General features: G+C 64.7%; 21 protein-coding genes. 12 read left to right on the top strand and 9 right to left on the bottom strand.

Features of this window, described 5'->3' with window-relative positions:
• Positions 1-68: 68 nt before the first annotated feature.
• Complete coding sequence (locus KF857_02505; protein ID MBX3110855.1) at positions 69-1,064, bottom strand: thioredoxin family protein; 996 nt, start codon at positions 1,062-1,064, stop codon at positions 69-71.
• Positions 1,065-1,159: 95 nt separating this feature from the next.
• On the opposite strand from KF857_02505, the gene KF857_02500 reads away from it, so the two are divergent.
• The 7 genes from KF857_02500 (at position 1,160) to KF857_02470 (ending at position 9,252) form a co-directional block, all read left to right on the top strand.
• Positions 1,160-2,524, top strand: a complete 1,365-nt coding sequence (locus tag KF857_02500; GenBank protein MBX3110854.1) for a glycosyltransferase family 39 protein — start codon at positions 1,160-1,162, stop codon at positions 2,522-2,524.
• Between the two features lie 57 nt (positions 2,525-2,581).
• On the top strand, positions 2,582-3,145 hold the full coding sequence (locus KF857_02495) for an RNA polymerase sigma factor (GenBank protein ID MBX3110853.1): 564 nt from the start codon (positions 2,582-2,584) through the stop codon (positions 3,143-3,145).
• Complete coding sequence (locus KF857_02490) at positions 3,142-3,933, top strand: hypothetical protein (GenBank protein MBX3110852.1); 792 nt, start codon at positions 3,142-3,144, stop codon at positions 3,931-3,933. Before KF857_02495 ends, KF857_02490 begins: the two co-directional genes overlap by 4 nt.
• 70 nt (positions 3,934-4,003) lie before the next feature.
• The gene (locus KF857_02485) at positions 4,004-4,810 is read left to right on the top strand and encodes a prepilin-type N-terminal cleavage/methylation domain-containing protein (protein ID MBX3110851.1); all 807 of its coding nucleotides are present in this window, start codon (positions 4,004-4,006) and stop codon (positions 4,808-4,810) included.
• Positions 4,811-4,880: 70 nt separating this feature from the next.
• Positions 4,881-5,600, top strand: coding sequence for a ribosomal protein L7/L12 (locus KF857_02480; GenBank protein ID MBX3110850.1), 720 nt, complete (start codon positions 4,881-4,883; stop codon positions 5,598-5,600).
• 124 nt (positions 5,601-5,724) lie between these two features.
• Positions 5,725-8,913, top strand: coding sequence for a sodium/proton-translocating pyrophosphatase (locus tag KF857_02475; GenBank protein MBX3110849.1), 3,189 nt, complete (start codon positions 5,725-5,727; stop codon positions 8,911-8,913).
• 96 nt (positions 8,914-9,009) lie between these two features.
• Positions 9,010-9,252: a hypothetical protein gene (locus KF857_02470; GenBank protein MBX3110848.1), complete on the top strand. Its 243-nt coding sequence runs from the start codon at positions 9,010-9,012 to the stop codon at positions 9,250-9,252.
• A 6-nt stretch (positions 9,253-9,258) separates the two neighbouring features.
• Here KF857_02470 and KF857_02465 read toward each other — a convergent pair whose 3' ends face one another.
• The 4 genes from KF857_02465 to KF857_02450 are packed head-to-tail and all read right to left on the bottom strand — an operon-like array spanning position 9,259 to position 12,175.
• On the bottom strand, positions 9,259-9,819 hold the full coding sequence (locus tag KF857_02465) for a phosphatase PAP2 family protein (GenBank protein ID MBX3110847.1): 561 nt from the start codon (positions 9,817-9,819) through the stop codon (positions 9,259-9,261).
• 35 nt (positions 9,820-9,854) lie between these two features.
• The gene (locus tag KF857_02460; GenBank protein MBX3110846.1) at positions 9,855-10,829 is read right to left on the bottom strand and encodes an acetyl-CoA carboxylase carboxyltransferase subunit alpha; all 975 of its coding nucleotides are present in this window, start codon (positions 10,827-10,829) and stop codon (positions 9,855-9,857) included.
• Complete coding sequence (gene accD / locus KF857_02455) at positions 10,822-11,655, bottom strand: acetyl-CoA carboxylase, carboxyltransferase subunit beta (protein MBX3110845.1); 834 nt, start codon at positions 11,653-11,655, stop codon at positions 10,822-10,824. The genes KF857_02460 and accD overlap by 8 nt, the downstream gene beginning before the upstream one ends.
• Positions 11,656-11,683: 28 nt before the next feature.
• Positions 11,684-12,175, bottom strand: a complete 492-nt coding sequence (locus KF857_02450; protein MBX3110844.1) for a DinB family protein — start codon at positions 12,173-12,175, stop codon at positions 11,684-11,686.
• 107 nt (positions 12,176-12,282) lie between these two features.
• On the opposite strand from KF857_02450, the gene KF857_02445 reads away from it, so the two are divergent.
• A complete protein-coding gene (locus KF857_02445; protein MBX3110843.1) occupies positions 12,283-14,016 on the top strand; it encodes a M61 family metallopeptidase in 1,734 nt (577 codons plus the stop codon).
• A 58-nt stretch (positions 14,017-14,074) separates the two neighbouring features.
• On the opposite strand, the gene KF857_02440 is transcribed toward KF857_02445, so the two are convergent.
• Genes KF857_02440 through KF857_02430 form a run of 3 tightly spaced genes read right to left on the bottom strand, consistent with a single transcriptional unit; the run spans position 14,075 to position 16,417 of the window.
• A complete protein-coding gene (locus KF857_02440) occupies positions 14,075-14,890 on the bottom strand; it encodes an ABC transporter permease (protein MBX3110842.1) in 816 nt (271 codons plus the stop codon).
• On the bottom strand, positions 14,887-15,861 hold the full coding sequence (locus tag KF857_02435; protein MBX3110841.1) for an ABC transporter permease: 975 nt from the start codon (positions 15,859-15,861) through the stop codon (positions 14,887-14,889). The genes KF857_02440 and KF857_02435 overlap by 4 nt, the downstream gene beginning before the upstream one ends.
• Positions 15,854-16,417, bottom strand: coding sequence for a peptidylprolyl isomerase (locus KF857_02430; GenBank protein MBX3110840.1), 564 nt, complete (start codon positions 16,415-16,417; stop codon positions 15,854-15,856). The genes KF857_02435 and KF857_02430 overlap by 8 nt, the downstream gene beginning before the upstream one ends.
• A 61-nt stretch (positions 16,418-16,478) precedes the next feature.
• On the opposite strand from KF857_02430, the gene KF857_02425 reads away from it, so the two are divergent.
• On the top strand, positions 16,479-17,138 hold the full coding sequence (locus KF857_02425) for a class I SAM-dependent methyltransferase (protein ID MBX3110839.1): 660 nt from the start codon (positions 16,479-16,481) through the stop codon (positions 17,136-17,138).
• A 3-nt stretch (positions 17,139-17,141) separates the two neighbouring features.
• Here KF857_02425 and smpB read toward each other — a convergent pair whose 3' ends face one another.
• Entirely contained in the window at positions 17,142-17,618 is a 477-nt protein-coding gene (gene smpB / locus KF857_02420) for an SsrA-binding protein SmpB (protein MBX3110838.1), read from the bottom strand.
• 44 nt (positions 17,619-17,662) lie between these two features.
• Here smpB and KF857_02415 point away from each other — a divergent pair, with 44 nt between their 5' ends.
• Genes KF857_02415 through KF857_02405 form a run of 3 tightly spaced genes read left to right on the top strand, consistent with a single transcriptional unit; the run spans position 17,663 to position 19,841 of the window.
• Positions 17,663-18,454 carry an FKBP-type peptidyl-prolyl cis-trans isomerase gene (locus KF857_02415; protein ID MBX3110837.1) on the top strand — a complete coding sequence of 264 codons (792 nt, stop codon included), beginning with the start codon at positions 17,663-17,665 and terminating at the stop codon, positions 18,452-18,454.
• Between the two features lies 1 nt (position 18,455).
• Positions 18,456-19,127: a hypothetical protein gene (locus KF857_02410; GenBank protein MBX3110836.1), complete on the top strand. Its 672-nt coding sequence runs from the start codon at positions 18,456-18,458 to the stop codon at positions 19,125-19,127.
• A gap of 3 nt (positions 19,128-19,130) precedes the next feature.
• Complete coding sequence (locus tag KF857_02405; protein MBX3110835.1) at positions 19,131-19,841, top strand: hypothetical protein; 711 nt, start codon at positions 19,131-19,133, stop codon at positions 19,839-19,841.
• Positions 19,842-19,845: the final 4 nt, after the last annotated feature.

Genomic DNA, 19,845 nt, shown 5'->3' with positions numbered 1-19,845 from the left:
TAGGGCCCGGCGGCCCCAATTGGGCCGCCGGGCTTATGCGTTATGTTCGGTCGCGAGACCGGCTTGGGTTAGGGGCGGGCCGACTTGGCGGTGCGCATGTGGCCAAGCACTTCCTTAAGCGGGATGTAACCGAGCCACTTGTGCACGACCTTGCCGTTGCTGTCCAAGAACTGCACGTTCGGGATCGCCTCGACGCCATACCGCTGGGCGAGCCCGGGCATTTGGTCGATGTCGATCTTCAGCAGGATAAAGTCCTTGGCTTCCTCTTTGAAGGCGCTGGTATGGAAGGACTCCTTTTCCAGCATCTTGCAGGGGCCGCACCAACTGGCCATGAAGTCCACCATCACGAGCTTGCCGGTCGCCTTGGCGGCGGTCATCGCCTGGTCCCAGTCATAGAGCCAGTGCCCGGCGGTCAAGTCGGCCTCAGCGACCTCCTTGCTCCCGTCCGGCGCGTTGAAGGCGAAGACGTCGCCGGCCTTCAGGGCGACCATGCTCGTGTTGAGCAACGTGTTCGCGTCCTTGCCCATGACCTTGGATTGGAAATCGACCTTCTTGGCGATCGAGTCGCTCTTGTCGATGTAGAAGGTGGTCACGGTCTCCCCGGTCTTGTCGCTGAGCTTGACGACGTCGAAATTGGTGCCGCCGAGGTTGATGGTGCCCGCACTCTTGGCGTCGGCGTGCCGGGCCTTGGCCTTGGCGTCAAAGAAGCCGCTCCAGACCGAGAGCCCCTGCTCGTCGAAGACGGCGAGAAGCGCCGAGTCGGTCTGCGGGTGCTTGTAGTAGACCTTGTCCTTCTTCAGGTAGGTCGTGATCGTCTGGCCGTCGGCGACGACGGACTTCTCGGGTGTCTCGACCCTCGCCTTGTTTGGCTTGGCCAGGGTGACATGGTAGTTGGCGGGCGCGCCGCCCAACTCCCGGACGGTGAACTGGACGTCGAGGCCTTGGGCGGCCTCCAGCTTCTGGTCGAACTTGTCCATGGCCGATGCGCCGGTCATGGCGGCGGTCACGACGGCGGCGAGACCGATCGTGCCCAAGGTGGCGGCCCACGTAGCGCGGTTCTTCATTTCTGCATTCACTCCTACGAGAAAGGTTACAGGATCACGGGCCTGTACGCTGCATTGTAACCGCTCTTGGGACGGACCGACTACAATCGCCAGGAATGCGCCTCCCTGCCGCCTTCTGGGTGATCGCCGCGCTCTTTGCCTGCTTGTGCGCCGTCTACAACGCCAAGACGCCTTATCGCCAGCCGGGCCAGTTGCGCTATCAGCGAGGGCCAGACGGGCGGCCGGCCAAGGTGCCCGACGTCGGGGCCCCCGACGAACGGCAGCACGCCAACTACGTCCGCCGCCTGATGGACGGCAAGGGCTTCCCCGTGCTCGACCCCGCCGACCCCGACCTAGGCGAGAACTACCAGGGACATCAGCCTCCGCTCTACTACATCGTCGAAGCCGGGTGGTGCAAGCTGACCGGGAGCGACCCGACCCAGGCCGGCTCCGGGTTCGTGGCGCGGCTTCCCAACCTCCTCGTCGGTCTTGTGACGCTGTGGGGAGTCTTTATGGCGGTCCGGTGGGGCATGGGAGACGACGACGTCGCTCTGGCGGCGACGGCGTTCGCCGGGTTGATGCCGATGAGCGTCGCACTGCATGCCGCGGTGACGAACGACCCGCTGCTCTACTGCCTCTGCACCTGGTGCCTCGCGTTTGTCGCCAAGGGGTTCTCGACCGGCCTCACTCGGGCGACATGGGTGTCGGCGGGCCTGTGCGCTGGCCTCGCGATCTTGACCAAGACCACCGGCTTGGTCCTCTTGCCCGTCCTGCTTGCCGCCGCCTATCTCTCGTACCGGAGCCCCCGACGGGGCCAGGCGTTGGGGTGGATGTGGTCGTGCTTGGTCGGACTGGTCGTCGCCCTACCCTGGCTGGCGCGGAACAAGGCGGTGTACGGCGACTACTTCGCCGTCAACGTGTTCAACCTGGCGTTTAAGAACTCGCCGCAGGCCAGCGTGTTCATCGACGGGTTTGGGCCGGTGGCCTATTGGACGCAAATGGTCTTGTGGTGGACGTCCCGCAGCTTCGTCGGGGCTTTCGGCTACATGGACATCTTCATCATGGAGTCTGGTGGGGCGGAAGCGTCCGGCACGTTCTACGCGGCGGTCTTTGCCGTGTTGGGTCTCGTCGCCGCCGGGGCGGTCCTGTCCCTCGTCAAGGCGCGAAAGGCAGGTCGGGACGAAGTCGGGGACGGTCCGGCCAGCGACCCCCAGGCGTTCCATATGCTCAATGCCTTGACCGTCCTCCTCGTGACCGTCCTGTTCGTCCGGTTCAACCTCCAGTATTTCCAGGGCCAGGCCCGCTACCTCTATCCGGCCATGCTCCCTCTGGCGACGGTGTTCGGAATGGGGGTGGTTTACTGGAGTGGGTCGAAGGCCAAGTACGGGTGGGTGGCGGCCACGGTGTTTTTGCTAGCTTTGAACGTCTTGGCCCTCGGCGCGGTCACTGAAGGGTTCGCATTGAGGCTGACCAGTGCTTAGTCGGCCGGGACCTGTCGGTAACACCCGCTTGCACGCGGCGCGTCTTTGAGGTCAGTGGTGTCAGCGGTTTACGAGCCTGGAAAGAGCCTGCCGTACGACGAGGACTTGCGCCTTGTCGAGCGGGCCACTGCCGGCGACATGGACGCTTTCCAGACGCTCTACGAGCGTTACCACGACAAGGTCTTTGCCATCGCCCGCGGCATCTTGCTCGACCACGAAGAGGCCGCCGACGCCGTCCAGGAGATCTTCACCCTCGTTTACCGGCACTTGGCCCGGTTTGACCGACGGTCTAAGTTCAGCACCTGGCTTTTCCGCATCGCCGTCAACCGGAGCATCCAGCAGGCCAGGCGGGGCCGCTCGCGTCGGCACCAAGTGCCCTTGACCGAAGCCTACGACAAGGCGGAGGACGCTCCCGAGATCGAGGCCGAGGACCCCGCCATCGCCGCGGCCATGGCCAGGCTCCACCCTTCTGACCGCGCCCTGCTCACCCTGTTCTACTGGGACGAACTGAGCCTCCATGAGATCGCTGACAGCCTGGGGTGCAGCGCCAACGCGGCCAAGACAAGGCTGTTCCGCGCCCGGGAACGGTTCCGCACGTTCTACGAAGGAGGCACGTCGTGAAACTGCCGCCCGCCATCGACGCCGCGATGTGGGAGCTGGCCGAGTCAAACGACCAGGCCGCACTCGACGCCTTCGTCGCCCGGTACCCCGAGTACATGCAGGAGTTGACCCAGCGCGTCCGCATGGTGCGGGGCCTGAAGGGGTTGAAGCCCGCCAACAAGGCAAAGGAACGGTTCGTCCCGGTCAGCGACCCCTTGCCCATGCCGACGACCAACCGTTGGGCCGTGCCGGTGGCGGCGACCTTGGTCCTGGGCTCGCTGGTGTTCGCGACGGTCTCGGTCACGCGGTGGATGGACGCCCAGAACCGCGCCAAAGAAGTGGTCACCCACCAGAACCCTCCGCTTCAGGTCATGCCCCCGAAGGACAAGGCACCCGTGGTGGGACAGGCGGAGGTCGTGCCTAAGAACGGCGGCACGGGGCCAGTGCAGGACCCGGTCCCACCCCAGCCCGAGCGGCCCAAAACCCCGTGGGATGTGCCGGTGACCATATCCAGCGACCGGACCACCCTCATGGCCGCGTTGCAGGCCGTGGCGGCACAGGCGGGTATCTCTCTGGAGTTCGGGCCCGGTATGCCTGACATCGACATCCAAGCGGATTATCGTCAGCAGCCCGCCAAGCTGGTCATGCAGGACATGGGAAAGAACTTTGGGTTCACCGTCCTGCAACAGACCCAGAACACGGGTTTGGTCATCCCTGCCGTGGACCCCAACGCCCACCCGATGGACAACGCGGTCGGGAACAGCGCGGTGGCCCGGGAACTCAGGCCTGACGCGGGCCAAGCTCCTTGACACTTTCTTGACGGTCGGCGTGATTTGTGCTACAAAGGTGTTGGGCCCCTGTGCGGGGCCGAGCCACGCCATGTCCAAGCCGACCACCAAGAACCAGGGGTTCACCCTGATCGAACTCCTCGTCGTCATCGCGATCATCGCGATTCTCGCCGCGATCCTTTTCCCGGTCTTTGCCCAGGCCAAGGAAGCCGCCAAGAAGGCGGCCGGCCTCTCCCAGATGCGCCAGCTAGGATTGGCCGTGCAGATTTACGCCGAGGACTATGACGACACCTTTGTCCCCTCGACAAACTACGACGCCAGCACGACGGACCCGGCCCGCATCTGGACCACCTCCATGTACGCCTATGTGAAGAACAAGCAGATCTTCATCGCCCCGGGTTCGAGCACCAGCAAGTATGCGGACAGCTGGGCCAACCGTGGCCCCCAGAGCGTCGGTTACAGCGGGACGACCGCGATCGACAGCCTGGGTTGCGCTCCCAACACCGTCTCGTTTGGGTGCGAGGGCTTCACCTCTGCGGCGACACTCAGCCAAATGGAGGCGCCGGCCGAGGTCGCCCTGTTCGCGAACACACCGGACGGGCCGACCGCCAACAAGTACCGCGGCTATGTCGTCGGGCCTGACAACGGCACCCTTTACAACGGCGAGACCCTGACCGACCTCAGGTTGGCCAGGCCCCTGGTCAGCGACCGGGACTTGGTCGCCGAGCTTGGCGGGTCGCTGAGTCCGTCCCAGTTGAAGCCGATCCACGCCCGCTACGGCCAGACGGGCAAAGACGACGGGTCGACCCCGATCATCTTCGGGGACAGCCACGCCAAGTCCATGTCCGTCCGTGCGATCAAGTCGCCGACCAGCAACGCCATCTGGCGCTTCCGCTAAGTCGCGCGACGAATTGAGTTCAGTTCTGCTCCCTACCCGCTATACTACGGGCGGGGAGCAGGAGGTCAGCATGTCGGAGTCTCGACGCAGCAGCGACATCAAAGAAGAGTACGTGCAGCGCGCCCTGATGGCGGGAATCCCGGGGGTCATCGCCATTGGAGCGGCGGTCGTGATCCTCGCTTACTTCCAACTGTGGCTGGTCTTTGGCATCATGGTGCTCGTCGCCGGCCTTGCCGCGGTGGTCTACGCCGTCGTCCAGTACAACAAGACGCGCGAGATCCCCGACATCACCGTCGAGTGCCCGTTCTGTAATAAGAAGAACCACCTTGTCGAACAACCGACCAGCGACTTCCGCTGCGTCCACTGCAACCGGATGGTGCCGCTCCAGGACGGCCGGATGCTCCGCGTGTTCCAGGTACGGTGCGGCTACTGCAACACGCTCAACTTTTACAGCGAGAAGAGCACCGGGCTCATTTGTGAGGAGTGCGACCGCGTCATCCCCATCGCCACCGACGACGAGGACGGTCCGACCAAGGCGTTCTCGACGTATGCGGCCAGTGACGACAACGCGCCGTACGACCTGACCCTCGCCGACCCCGGCAACAAGCATGAAGAGGTGATCAACTGCCTCCAACACATGCTCGCCCTAAACCGGAACCAGGTCAAGCAGATCATCGAAGAGGCTCCGGTCACGCTCTTGAGCGGCATCCCCCGACGGAAGGCCGAGATGCTCAAGGCGCAGATCGAGTCTCACGGGGCGCAAGCATTTTTCAAAGAGTCGAACGGCTGAGGCCGCCCGCCTAGTCGGATCAAGTTCAGTTCGGGTATCGTGCCTCGGAACGGACGCCCCGGGGGCCTTGTCAGGCCCCTTCACGTTGTAAGGACGAGGGCGGACCGACAAGCTTTCGACCGCGATGGAGATCCGATCAATGACGACCTTGGCCCAATTGGGGCGTACCGGCAGGAAGCCGCTCGCCTGGCTCTTATCCCTCCTTTTGACGCTCTTTGTCCCGGCCATGGCCTGTGCGTCCGAAGCCGACGTGAAGCTCGTCTTCTCCGCCCAGGACAAGATGATGCTGTACATCTCGTTGGCCTTGGGTGTCGTCGCCATCGCCACCGCCTTCTACATCCGGGGCAAGATCCTCAACCAGTCGCCCGGTGACGAGAGGATGCAGGAGGTCGGCCGGGCGATCCGGGAAGGTGCCTTGGCCTACCTGCGGCAGCAGGCCCGGTTGATGGGTGTCTTCATCCTCATACTTTCGGTCCTCCTGTTCTTCATGTATCAGCCGACCTTTGGCCAGACCGTGGCCATCCTCATGGTCGTCTGCTTCATCCTTGGCGTCGGTGCCTCTTACATCGCGGGATACGTCGGCATGGACTCGGCGGTCAACGGCAACATGCGCACGGCCCACGCCGCCTTGACCAGCTACAAGTCGTCCCTTGAGACGGCGTTCTTGAGCGGTGCGATCGCCGGTCTCCTTACCGTCGGCCTCGGACTCCTCGGCGCGACCCTCATCTTCCTCTTTGCCGGCGCGGACGCCACCAAACTCTTGGTCGGGTTCGGCTTCGGCGGCTCGCTCGCGGCGCTGTTCATGCGCGTCGGCGGCGGCATCTACACCAAGGCCGCCGACGTCGGCGCCGACTTGGTGGGCAAGGTCGAGGCGGGCATCCCCGAGGACGACCCGCGTAACCCGGCCGTCATCGCCGACAACGTGGGTGACAACGTCGGTGACTGCGCCGGCATGGCCGCCGACGTTTTCGAGAGCTACGAGGTCACCCTTGTCGCCGCGATCGTCTTGGGCGCCGCCACGGCGGTGATCTTCGACCAAGCGACCTGGATGAAACTCGTCCTCTTCGCCCTGATGGCCCGTGGTATCGGCATCGTCGCCTCGATCATCGGCATCTTCATGGTCAAAGGCAGCGACAACCTCAACGACGACCCGTTGAAGTCGATCCGCCGCGGTTTTGTCAGCTCGGCCGTCATCAGCGTCGTCGGCACCCTTGCCCTCGCCTTTGTGATGATGGGCGGCACCGGCTCGAAGGTCAACACCAACCAGTTCGTCAGCCAGGCCCACCTTGTCGTCGACACGGTGAAGACCATTCGCGACACCCGAGCCAACTATGCCAAGGCCAACGGCAAGAAGGTCGAGGACGTCAAGGCGACGGACATCCTGAAGGAGAAAGCGATCGAAGACCTCGGCATGCGCGAGCAGACCGAGCAACTCGTCACGAGCATCCTCGGCATGTCGGAAGACCAGCTTCCCAAGGTGCCGGAGAACGAGCCGAAATACTCGGCGGTCGACCTCTCCGACACGAAGGGTGTCGCGGGCACCTACACCGTCGCCGTCCCCCCGGCCAACCCGAACGAAAAGCCGAGCTATCAGTCGCTGGGCGAGTATCTGAAGGCTCAGCCGCTCTTTGTCTATGAGGTCGAACTGACCCAAAACAGCCCGAGCATGGGTGCCGACTCCAAGCCGGTCGACAACGTCCAGACGATCCACACCTTCGTCGGGCCGATGACCGAGAAGGAGAAGACCACCCAGTTCGAGAGCTTCACCAAGATGACGCCGGGCAACAAAGTCGTGCCCGTCGGCACCCCGCTCCCCGTCAAGGTCTTCGCCGCCAAGGACGGTTCCCTCGCCTTTGGCGTCGACACCCAGGGCAAGGGTGTCCCGGTGTTCAACCTGCGGACCAACCTGCAGGTCTATAAGGACTCCGTCGACAAGGTGAAGGGCTTCTTTGAGAAGCCCGACCCGAACGCGGTCCAGCCCAAGCCGGCCACGGTGACGACGGGCAAGGTCGACAGCAAGGTCGTCCCCTGGTGGACGTTCCTCGTCTGCATCCTCTTCGGCGTCCTCATGGCGTTCGCCTTCGAGGCCCTCACCGACTACTACGTCAGCCTGCACAAGAAGCCGGTCAACGAACTCGGCCACATGGCGAGCGCGGGCCCGGCCCCGATGATCATCTCTGGCTTTGCCTACGGCCAAGAGAGCTCGGTGTTCAGCCTGTTCGCCATCGTCCTGTCACTGATCGTCCCGCTCGTCGTCTTCCCGGCGGCGGTGTACGGCGGGTACATCCTGAGCTTCTACGGCATCGCCCTTGTCGGCCTCGGATTGCTGACCACCACCGGGTTCATCCTCGCGATGGACACCTTCGGCCCGATCAGCGACAACGCCCAGGGCGTCTTCGAGATGTCGGGCGCCGGCCACGAGAACGCGGAAGGTGCGCGTCGCGTCCAGTTGCTGGACGCCGCGGGCAACACGACCAAGGCCCTCACCAAGGGCTTTGCCATCGCGACGGCGGTCGTCGCCGCGGTCGCGTTGTTCCATGCCTTTGTCGAAGAAGGCCAGCTGGCCCAGGCCGGCATGAGGTTGGAGATCCCGCAGATCTTCCTTGGCCTGCTCATCGGCGGCGCGGCCCCGTTCTTGTTCTCCGCGTTCTCCATCAACGCGGTGGGCCGGGCGGCCTTCGAGTTGATCAACGAGGTCCGTCGGCAGTTCCACGCTGACAAGGGCATCATGGAGGGCACGAGCAAGCCCGACTACGCCAAGTGCGTGGCGATCGTCACGGCCGCGGCGCAGAAGGAACTCATCGGCCCGGGCATCCTGGCTATCGGCTTCCCCGTGCTGGTCGCGTTCGGCTTCGCCATCGGCCAGCCGACGACCAACATCGGCGGCGTGGAGTACAACCTCGTCGGCGCCCAGGCCTTGGGCGGCTTCCTTGCCGGTGCGATCCTCTCCGGCCAGTTGCTGGCCGTCATGCTCGCCAACTCGGGCGGCATGTGGGACAACAGCAAGAAGCTGATCGAGGACGGACTGTGGGGCGGCAAGGGTACCGACGCGCACAAGGCCGCGGTCGTCTGCGACACGGTCGGCGACCCGTTCAAGGACACCGCCGGCCCTGCGATGAACCCGCTCATCAAGGTCATGAACCTGGTCGCGTTGCTCATCGCGCCGCAGGTCATCCAACCGTGGTCGCAAGGCGTGCTCATCACCGTGACCGTTATTGCCGCCGTCGCCTTGGCCGTGGCCATCTACTGGTCGAAGCGGGGCAGCATGGCCTCGGGCATGCAGTCAGCCGCCGCGGAAGAGCCCAGCGCCTGACCTGGACCCAGAACCGCCCCTTCGCCACGTGGTGAGGGGGCGGTTTCTTTTTTTCCCGGGCATGCGGCGCAAGGACGCCGCTAGTACAATCACGCCATGGCCGATCCGAATGACGTCGCGGCAAACAAGATGGTGCGGCAAGAGTTCAGCAAGCGGATGCTCGACACGACCCGCGCCGACCTGCGCGTGACCCACGGCGTCTGCTATATCCGCGGTGCCATCGGGGTGATCAAGGGTGGGCCCCCCGACGCAAGAAAGGAAGTCGAGATCATCTCGAAGATCCTGCGGACGAAGGCGCACATCAAGGACGTCGTCATCGACTGCACGTTCAGGACCTGACCGTCCCTATGCCTTGATGCCGGAGTCGCCTTCCGTGGTTGGTCGGGGGGCGGGCCACACGAGGCGGACGACACCGGCGGCCAGGGCCCCTAGGGCGGCCCCGCCCACCACGTCGGTCGGATAATGGACGCCGATGTACACCCGGCTCACCGCGACAAGAACGGCCCAGGCGACCACTGCGGCCCGGATCCAGTTCGCCCGGGGGCCGGAGCAAAAGAGAACCACCGCCAAGGCGATCGCCCAAGTCGTCGTCGTGTGGCCGCTGGGGAAGCTGGTGTTGCCGGTGATCTGCTCCAGGGGGTGGGCGAAGGCCAAGTTGCTTGGCCGCTCCCGGTTGACGCCGAGCATGATCACGATCCGCACCGCCCCGGCAAGCAGGTAGCTGGCCACGGCGGGCAGGAGCGTCGGCCGCCACTCCTTCTTGAAGAGGCCGAGGAGGAGTGGCACCAGTTGCCAGCCGTCTCCCGTGTAGGTCACGAGCAAGAAGGGCTTGTCCAGCCAGTCTTGGTGCCATCCGATGTGGACCGCCCGGAACAGTTCACGGTCGAGGGCGGCGAAGTCGGGCACGCCCTATTGTGGCCTCTGTCGGTGATCGAGGTCCGCTACGAGTCCGTGCACTGCCCCAGGCCACGGAAGCGGTCGTATCGTGCTTGCTTGATTTCGGCTGGGGAGCCGGCCCCGACTTCGGCAAGGTGGCGCACAAGCGCTTCCTTGACCCGAGCCGCTGATTCGCCGGGGTCGCGGTGGGCCCCGCCGAACGGTTCGGGGATCACTTCTTCGACCAATCCAAGCTCCAAGGCCGACTGGGCCGTCAATTTGAGGGCGGCGGCGGCCTGGGGGCCCTTGGCCGGGTCACGCCACAAGATGGCGGCGCAGCCTTCGGGCGGGATGACGCTGTACACCGAATGTTCAAGCATCAGCACCCGGTTCGCCGCCGCGATGCCGATGGCCCCTCCGCTCCCGCCTTCGCCAATGATGACGGAGACGACGGGCACGGTGAGCCCGAACATCGCCAGCATCGAAGCGGCGATCGCCTCGCTGATGCCCCGGCTCTCGCTTTCGACGCCGGGGTCGGCGGCGGGGGTGTCGACGATGGTGACCACGGGCATCCGGAACCGCTCGGCCATCTCAAACATGCGGATCGCCTTGCGGTACCCCTCGGGCTTGGCCATCGCAAAGTTGCGGTGGGTGCGCTCCTGAATGTTGCGGCCCTTTTGCTGGCCGACGACCATGACGGGTCTGCCCTCCAGGGAAGCCGGGCCGGCGACGACGGCGTGGTCGGCCCCGACGCGGCGGTCGCCGTCCAACTCCACGAACTCGTCAAAGACCGCCGCGACGACGTCCAAGGTGTAGGGCCGCGTCTCGGCACGTGCGACGAGCACCTTCTCCCACGGGCCGAGACGGCTGTACCGGACGTCGATGAACTTGTTGAGTTTCTCGGTGAACTCTTGGGCCCGGACGGTCAGGGCGGCCTTCTTCTCGAAGTCGCGCTCGACTGCGATCAGTTGGTTGAGTTTGTCGATCCCCTCCTCGAGCTCAAGGATCGGCTTTTCCCATTCTTTCCAACTCTTAGCCAACGTGGGCCTCCGTTCGGTCCAGGTGGCCGCCAAGCAGGCGGACCAGGGCCGAGAGGGTGCCGCGCATGTCGCGCCGGTTGACAATGCGGTCGAGCATTCCGGACCGCAGGACGAACTCCGCCGTCTGGAAGTCGTCCGGTGCCTTGACGACCTGGGCTTGCTTACTGACCCGTGCGCCGGCAAAGCCGACAAGGGCCTTGGGCTCGGCCAAGATGACGTCGGCCACCGAGGCATAGCTGGCCAGGACTCCGGCCATGGTCGGGTCGGTGAAGACGGCGATGTAGGGCACACCGCGTGTGCGGCAGAGTTCGACGGCGGCGGTCGTCTTGGCCATCTGCATCAGGCTAAGAAGGCCCTCCTGCATGCGTGCGCCGCCGCTGGCGCAAAAGATGATGACGGGCATGCCTTCCTCGGCCCCGCGCTCTAGGGCCCGCGTGATCTTCTCACCAGCGACGCTCCCCATCGAACCGCCCATGAAGTGAAAGTCACTGATGGCGACGCTCACCGGTCTGCCCTCCAGCTTCGCCGTGCCACAGACCACACTGTCGGCCATTCCGGTCTTGGCTTGGGCCTGCCCGTGCTTCTCGGCGTAATCAGGAAAGTTGAGCGGGTCCAGCGAGGCAAGTCCGGTGTCGGTTTCGATAAACGAGCCCTTGTCAAAGGTGTACTCGGCCCGCTGACGCCAAGTCAGTCGGTGGTGAAACCCACACGACGGGCAGACGCGAAGGTTGGAATCGAACTCGGCGGCGAACAGAGTCTTCTTACAACTCTGGCACTGAATGAAGTTCGGGTTCGGTTCGCTCGCCGGTGGTCTGCGGCCCAACATCGGACGCCAAGGATACCAGCCGACCGGTTCAGTCTTTCGGGAACTGGGGGTGGCGACGGACCATCCAGATTTGGCCGGTGTGGTATCCGGCGTGCTGGGCCATGCGCTGGGCCGCTCCCGAACCCTTGATCGTCGCCCCGAGCGGGCTGTCTTGGTCGGAGTCGTGGTTCCGGGCCAACCCGTCGCTAAGGGCGCGCTCCGTCGAGGCGGCGGTCTCGTCCAGCATCGCCTGCAGGCCTGTCTTGGACATTTCCTCGGCCCCCCAGGGGAACGGGTCGTCATTCAAGAATACGGCTCTGGCGCTGTCGTCCAGCTTCGCGTCGCGCTCCGTGGCGCGGGGATCCTCGCCCAATAGGCGCTTACCCAGGAAATGCTCGCACCCGGCGATGTGGGCGAGGATGTCGGCGATCGGACCTTCACCTTCGGGCGACTTCCACGCCAGTTGGGCCTCGCTGAGGTCTTCCCAGCTGGGGGCCAGTCGACCGCGGGTGAACCGCCACGTCTCCAAGTAACCGTTCATCGCCAGCAGTTTGCCGTCCGGGTCCGGGCGGTCCTGGTCCCCGTGAGGCGAATACGCTCGCCCACCCTTTCCTATCGGGGACACCCGGAAGGTATACCGGCCTCGCCATGAAGAACTGGTTGTTGGGCATCGGCGCCCTTCTTGCCGCAGGCATCGCTCAGGCCGACGTTTGGTACACGGTCCAAGCCGCCCCGGGCGCCAAGGGTCTTGTCGTCCGCATCGCTTTCGACGCCGCCAAGGGCGACACTGAACTCCAGATACCGCGCTGGTCGCCGGGTGCCTACGGCCTGGGAGACTACGCCGCCCGCGTCGCCGACTTCCGGATGGTCGGAGAAGACGGTAAGCCGCTCACCGTGGCCAAACCGAACAAAGAGACCTGGAAGGTGTCGGTCGACAAGGCGCAACGAGTCGAAGCGAGCTACACCGTCACCGGGCCGGTAAAGGACCGGTTCCACCTGGCCGGCCCTTCGACGTACCTGTACCTGGTCGGCCGCAAGGACGAGCCCTGCCACCTGAAGGTGGTGTGCCCCTCGGACTGGGGCGTCTATGTCGGCCTGAACCCTGACTCGGGGAAGAACAGCTTCTACGCCCCGACCTACGACGTTTTGGCCGACAACCCGGTGAGCGCCGGTGACCTCCCTCACGACATGTACATGTCGGGCGGGGTGCCCCACACCATCGTCTATCACTCCGGCCCGGTCGACAAACTGAAGCGACCCCAAGTCGTCCAGACCCTGAGCCAGATCAGCGACTTCATGGTCAAGTTCTGGGGCAAGCTGCCGTTCGACCGGTACGTCTGGCACGTCTCGGTCATGGACTCGCCCGGTGGCGGTTGGGGTCTGGAGCACCTGAGCAGCACCCAAGTCGGCATGGCGACCGGCTTCAACACGGGCACCAAGAGCGTCATGGCGCACGAGTACTTCCATGCTTGGAACGTCAAGCGGATCCGAAGCTCGGTCCTCGGCCCCTTTGACTACCAGAGGTTGCCCCGCACGGGGGCCCTGTGGTGGCTGGAGGGCGTGACCGACTACTATGCCAGCGTCACCCTGGCCCGTTCGGGCCTGGCCGCACCGGAGTTCATCCAGGAAGAAGCCGCCCGGCACGTGACGGCGGCGCGGCGGAACCCCGCCCGCCTGACTTCGACGATCTACGACGCCAGCTACACACTGGACCAGGCCGACAACGGCCGGGGTAGCTCCACCGGTAACCGCCTCGACTACTACACCTTCGGATGGTTGGCGGGGATGTGCTTTGACATCGAGCTACGCGACCGGTCGGCGGGTAAGGTGACGCTGGACGACGTGGTCCACGACCTCTTCGCCCAGTGCAACGGCAAGCCCGGCTTTCCCGAGGACGGCATCCGGACGACGCTCATCAAGCATGGCGGGCCTGAGTTCGGGGCTCTTTACGACAAGTGGATCATGACGCCGGGCGAACTACCCGTCGAGGAAGAACTCGCCAAGGTCGGGGTCAACATGGAGAAGACCGAGCGGTCGTTGCCGCGCATGCCCTTCACCGTCACGGTCACGGGGGCCGACGCCCCCGTCGTCGTCAATGAGACCAACGGCGAGTCCGGTGACCTGCAAAAGGGTGACGTGGTGCTCAAGGTCGGCAAGGACAACGTGGAGTCGGGCTTCCGTGGCTTCAGGGCGGTCAGTGTGGCCGCGACCGGAGCCAAGATCGGGGACGCGATCGAGGTGACCTACAAGCGGGGGACGGAGACGAAGACGACCACCGTGAAGGTGGCGGAGAACAAGGTCGCCAGCTACCGGGTGACCCCAGCTACCGACGGCAACCTTGCGAAGCAGGCCCTGTGGAAGGCATGGACCGCCGCGAAGTAGGATAGTCGGCCAGGAAACCGCAAATGTCCACCCGGTGTCGGCCGGGTGGACATTTTTGTCAGCGGGTTTCGGACCCTTTCGGGTCTGCCATGGCCCTGAGGCCGTCACCGACGAAGTTCAGGGCGAAAATCGTCAGTGACAAGGCGAGGCACGGCCAGAGCAGGAGGAGGGGCTGGTTCCTGATGTAGAGGTTGCCGGTCTGGATCATGCTCCCCCAACTGGCCTCGGGTAGCTGGACGCCGATGCCCAGGAAGCTGAGGGTGCTCTCGCTCAGGATCGTCGCGGCGACATCGACCATCATGACAGCGAGGAGGACACCGGCCAGGTGGGGCAGGATGTGCTTGACGACCAGGTACGGCGTCCGTGCCCCCATCGCCTGGGCGGCGACAACGAACTCCCTGTCCTTGAGTGAAGCCACCTGCGTCCGCACCAGGCGGGCGACCGACGGCCAGGCCGCGATGGAAAGTGAGGCGACGACCGGCCCGGCCCCCATGCCAAAGAGGCCCACCAGCATGATCGCCAACAGCAGGTCGGGAAAGGCGAACATGCCGTCGGTCAGGCGCATCAGCGGGTTGCTGATCCAGCGCGGGCCATAGACGCCCAGGACCCCCACGACGACCCCGACGACCACCGCGATGACCTGCACGGTCAGGCCGATTGTGAGCGAGAGGCGGGCGCCATAGGCAAGGCGGGCGAAAACGTCGCGGCCTTGTTCGTCGGTGCCCAGCCAGTACTCGGCGCTGGGGCCCAAGCGGGCCGGGCCGATCGGGTCGTTCCAGGCGTGGCGCATGTTGGGGCCGAAGATCGCGAACAGCACCATCAGGGCGAGGTAGCTGATGCCCAACCAGAACATCCAGTTGCGCTTCAGGCTCATATCTGAGACTCCCGGATTCGCGGGTCGATGACGGGTAACGCCATGTCGACAAGAAGGTTCACAAGGACAAACAGCGCGCCGGAGACGAGGGTCGAGGCCAAGATGACCGGCGTGTCGCCTTTCAGGATGGCGTCAATGGCGGCGTGCCCCAGGCCGGGCATCGTGAATATCGTCTCGACGACGAACGACCCGGTCAGCAAGTAGCCGAAGCTGGTGCCGATCGACGTGAGCACGGGCAGGACGGCGTTGCGCAGGGCGTGTTTGAAGTAGATCTGCCAGGGAGGGACTCCTTTCGCGACCGCCAAGCGGACGAACTCTTGGCTCAGGGTGTCCACCATGCTTGCCCGGGTCAGGCGGGTCAACGACGCCGCGGGGCGTGCCGCGAGGACGATGACGGGGAGCACCAGGTAGAAGAAGTCGGGGGCGACCCTCTTGACCTCCCACGTCGTGGGGAGGACGTCCATTCGGACGGCGAAAATGAACACCAGGATCGGCGCGAGGACAAAGTTGGGCACGGTCACGCCGAGGGTGCTGAGGGTGAGGGTCAGCCGGTCGGGAGGGCGGTCGCGCCAGATCGCCGCCAAGGTGCCGAGGGAAAGGCCGAGGATGGTGGCGAGGGCGATGGCCGATCCGGCGAGGAGAAGCGTGAGGGGCAAGGCCCGTCCGATGATCGTGTTGACCGGCTCTTTCGTGCCGAAATACGACTTGCCAAACTCAAACCTCGCCGCATGGCCGACAAACTCGAAGTAGCGCACCGGCCAAGGCCGGTCAAGGCCCATTTGGTGACGGAGGCGGTCGACCTGTTCGACCGTCGCCTTTTCCCCCGCGACCGCCGTGGCCGCGTCGCCGGGCGCAATCTCGTCGGCCATGAAGGTGACGAGAGAAATAAAAACGAGGCTGACAAGCCCATAGAGGAGCCGGAGCAGCACGGCGCGCCAGACGCCGGTGGCGGATCGGTGGGTTTCAGCCACGAAGAATCGTGACGGAAGATACCTTGTCGCCTTCCTTCACGGCCTTGACCACGTCCATTCCCGAGGCCACATGGCCGAAGACAGTGTATTTCCCGTCCAGGAACCGACTCTCGGCGAGGCAAATGTAGAAAATGCTGTCGCCACTGTTGGGGTCCCGGGGCAAGGTGCTGAGTCCGACCGCACCCTCGACGTTGGACAGGCCGCTGTCCTCGAACGGCACGCGGTTGCCTGAGCCTCCTTGGCCCAGTTCCTGCTTGGTGTCACCTCGCGAGCCGGGGTCGCCGAACTGGACCAGGAACGGCCGCGGCTCCTTGATCACTTTGAAAAACGTCTGGCCGTTGTAAAAGCCCTGGGTCGCCAGTGCGATGACATGGGCGGTCGCCTTGGGCGCCTTGGCCGTTTCCAGTTTGATCTTGACCTCGCCGCGGCCCTCGACTTTCATCACCATCCAGGTCTCGCCCTTAGCGGGTTTCTCCTGGACTGGCGCGGCCACGAGGCCCGCCACGAGCAGGACGCTGGTGGCAAGGAGGAGAAGAGCGCGCAAGAACCGGGACATCCATTGCATCAGACGGCCGACGCGCCGTCCGTGTCACGGCGGTCGGGCATAATCTCCTTGCATGGCCGAAACGACCCCGCTCTTCGACGACGGTCGGGCCGAGCGGTATGACCGCATCATTTCGCGGATCGTCGTCGGTTACGAGGCGATGCACCGGCTGGCCCGCGCCGCTGCCTTGCTGGAGCACAACGTGCGCCGGGTCCTTGTGGTCGGGGTCGGCACCGGTGAAGAGGCGGTGGCCTTGGCCCACGACCACCCCGACGCGACCATTGTCGGCGTCGACGTGTCGGCCGACATGCTCGATATCGCCAGGGCCAAACTCACCGTGTCCGGCTTGGCCGACCGAGTCACCTTGGTTTGTGGCGGCGTCGCCGATGCCCCCGACGGCCCGTTTGACGTGGCCACCGAGCTCCTTGTCGCGCATTTCTTGCCGCGGGGCCGCGCCGGCCACTTCGGTGAGATCAGCCGCCGCTTGAGACCAGGCGGCCTCCTCGTCGAGGCCGCTCTGGTCGCCGGGGCCCACGAACCGCTGTGGCGGTCGGTGCTGGGTATGGGGTTCGACGCCGAGAAGGTGGAAGACATCGTCCAGGGATTCCACGAGGACGTCGTGGCCGTCAGCCCTGACGAATACTTGGCCGATTTGGCCGACGCAGGGTTCACGCCCCCGGTCGAGGTGTTCCGTTCGCTCTTCGCCCGCATGTGGACGGCGCGGACCGCCTGAGCCTCAGTCTTCCAGGCCGCGTTGCTGGGCGCGGCGCTGGTCTTTCTCTTTGATGGAGTCCCGCTTGTCGTAGTCCTTTTTGCCTTGGGCCAAAGCGATATTGACTTTGGCCTTGCCGTCCTTGAAGTAGATCTTGGTGGGGATCAGGGAGAGGCCCTTCTCCTGGACTTTGCGGGCGAGGACGTCGATTTCCTTGCGGTGAAGGAGCAGCTTGCGGTCGCGCCTTCGCTCATGGCCGAACCGCGACGCCTTGTCATAGGGCTCGATGTCAAGATTGAGCAACCACATCTCCCCGTCAAGGACCCGGCAAAAAGCGTCGGTGAGATTGGCTCGGCCGAGAAAGAGGCTCTTCACCTCGGAACCGACAAGGACGAGCCCGGCCTCGACGTTGTCGACGAAGTGGTAGTCAAACCCAGCCTTTCGGTTGGAAATGGTGGCTGGCCCACGGGGGCCGTCCGCTTTTGCGACCTTGGCGGCCATGGGCCCTCAGTGTACTCAAGCGGGAGGCTGGTACCATGCGTCCCATGCGTCGGACCGTCTGTCTGGCCCTGCTGGGTGCCGCCCTTGTCGGTTGCAACGGCAGCACGGCCAAAGATGAATCCCAGAAGTTTCCCCCTCTGAAAGAACTCGTCAAGACCGACGTCAAGGTCGGCGACGGGCCCGAGGTCGCCAAAGGGGACATGGTGTGGGTCTTGTACCGCGGCACCTTCCGCGACGGGAAGGAGTTCGACGCCAACATGGGGCCGAACGACATGCCGTTGATGGTCCGCTTTGCTGACACCCCCGGCACGAGTGGCGTCATCAAGGGCTGGGACCTCGGCATCGTCGGGATGCGTCAGGGCGGCGAGCGCAAGTTGGAGATTCCGTTCAACTTGGCCTATGGGCCGGAGGGAAGCGGCAAGATCCCGGCCAAGGCCGACCTGAATTTCGACGTCAAGGTCATTTATGTCGTCAAGAAAGGTGACGAGACGGTGTACGACAAGGACGACCTGAAGGTCGGCACCGGGCCCGAGGTCAAGGAAGGTGACACGGTCACGTTCCACTACAAGGGCGAATACATAAACGGCCTTGAGTTCGACAACTCTGAGAAACGACCGTCGGGTTCGAAGCCGGTGACCGTCAAGGTGGGCGAGACGTCGGGCGTCAAGGACAAGATGATCAGGGGTCTGGACTTCGGTATCCGGGGCATGAAGGTCGGTGGCGAGCGCAAGCTGACTCTGCCCCCTGCCCTCGTCTTCGGTGGTGCCGGCAACCAATCGATCACGGGTAACCAGCCGTGCGTCTTCACCATCAAGCTCTTGAAGATAGGAGGTTAAAGTGAGGCTGCCGTGGACTGGTACGGCGTTGCTGGTCCTGGCCCTGGCTTCGCCAGCCCAGGTTTCCCGGCAGGGCGACCGCTACCTTCTCCGGGTCAAGTGGCAGAAGGGGCACTCCTACACCTACACGATCTCCACTAAAGTCACCGTCCCGGGCGCCCGCGAGCCCATCGGCCAGGTGAGTTCCTACGTCATGAAGGTCAAGGACGTCCGGAACGGTGTCGCCACGCTGGAGTACCAGTTCCGCAACGTCCAGGGTATGAGCGACAAGGTCGAGACGGCCAAAGTCGACAGCCATGGTAAGACCGTGTCCGGCGATTCCCCTGCCACGGAACTGGCGGGCCTCCCGGACAGGCCGCTCAGAATCGGCGAGACCTGGAGCAACACGACGACGACCGAAAGCCTGATGGGCAAGATGACGATCAGGAACGCCCTGACACTGAAGAAGATCGACACAGTGGGCGGCAAGAAGGTCGCCGTCCTCTCCCTCGCCATGAAGCTAGACGGGGCAAAGGTGAAAGGGACCGGTTCGGGCACCGTCTACGTGGACGTGGCCGACGGCATGACCGTGCGGGCCGAAATGGAACAGAGGCTCACCGTCCCGACGACCGACAAGCGCGGTGTCGCGGCCAAACAGGTCCTGCCCGTCACCGTCACGATCAGGCGAAAGTAAGGCGTGGTCACGCTCACCCCCTGTGCTGACTCGGTCTTGGCCGGGATGCTGTCCGGCCATCCCTTGGTCCGCTGGGGGGAGGGCGCGCCGACGGCCGGGTGTCTCCAGTGGGAGCAAGGCGGCTGGCGACGGACCTTGCGGTTTGACGGCGGCGCAGGGCAGGTCGGCGGCCTCGTCGAACTGGGCGACAACAACCCCCTTGTCTGCGCGGACGTCGCGTCGGTGCCGACTCCTTTGACCACCTTGGCGCTCGTCGCCCTTGGCCCCTTGGCGCGGGCCGGCCTCGTGGCCGAACCGCCCGTTCTCGTGGCCAGCTTTGACTTCGACGCGCCTGACCTCGACCGGGAACTGACCTCGGCAGGTCTGGGCATGGACGTGGTCGTTCAGGTCGACCCTCGAGACTTGGGTGGGGTGCGGGCCGTGACCGCACTTGTCGAAGTGCCCACGCTGTCCGACATGTCCGAGATCGACGGGCTCTATGACGAGAGCTATGGACGGAGCTTCTTTGTGAAGGAGGCTGACGGTGACTGGGACACCGCGCTGGTCGCGGGTCGGCCGGGCGCGGTGTACCGCGTGCGCCAGACGCCGGGCGACCCCAACACCCTCCTCACCGTCCAAGCGATGGCTGACCGGGACGGCAAGTGTGGCGCGGCCCAGGTCGTCCACACCTTCAACGTGATGTGCGGGCACGAAGAGTCCCTCGGCCTGGCTTGACCGG

This window comes from Fimbriimonadaceae bacterium (assembly GCA_019638795.1).
Taxonomy (GTDB): domain Bacteria; phylum Armatimonadota; class Fimbriimonadia; order Fimbriimonadales; family Fimbriimonadaceae; genus JAHBTB01.
Note: the sequence above shows the minus strand (reverse complement) of the source record. Positions and strands in the feature narration are given on the sequence as shown.